Source organism: Lysinibacillus sp. GbtcB16, from assembly GCF_019091145.1.
In the GTDB taxonomy this organism is placed as follows: Bacteria; Bacillota; Bacilli; order Bacillales_A; family Planococcaceae; genus Lysinibacillus; species Lysinibacillus fusiformis.
Window position 1 is genome coordinate 1 of the sequence record NZ_JAGXJV010000949.1, and the last position, 231, is coordinate 231.

The window sequence follows — 231 nt, forward strand, 5'->3', positions numbered from 1 at the left end:
ACAATAGATGAAGCACTGCGATGCTGATTCCGTAGCAACCCAAGATCCAAAGCAACCCAATCCACATAGCGGATCCCTCCTTTATTTGCAGTGTATGCTGCAAAATTCGAGGGGTTCCATCAGGGGATATTTACAAGGTTACCCAACCATTCTTTATCGCGATGATGACCGCTTGTGTTCGATCATCAACCTCCATCTTTTGGAGAATGGAGCTTACATGATTTTTTACCG

Annotated in this window: 1 protein-coding gene; it reads right to left on the bottom strand. The window is 44.6% G+C overall.

The annotated features are described in order from the left end of the window. Window positions 1-130 precede the first annotated feature (130 nt). Window positions 131-231: LuxR C-terminal-related transcriptional regulator (locus KVT27_RS26415; RefSeq protein ID WP_254636317.1), on the bottom strand; the 101-nt coding region annotated here is incomplete at its 5' end.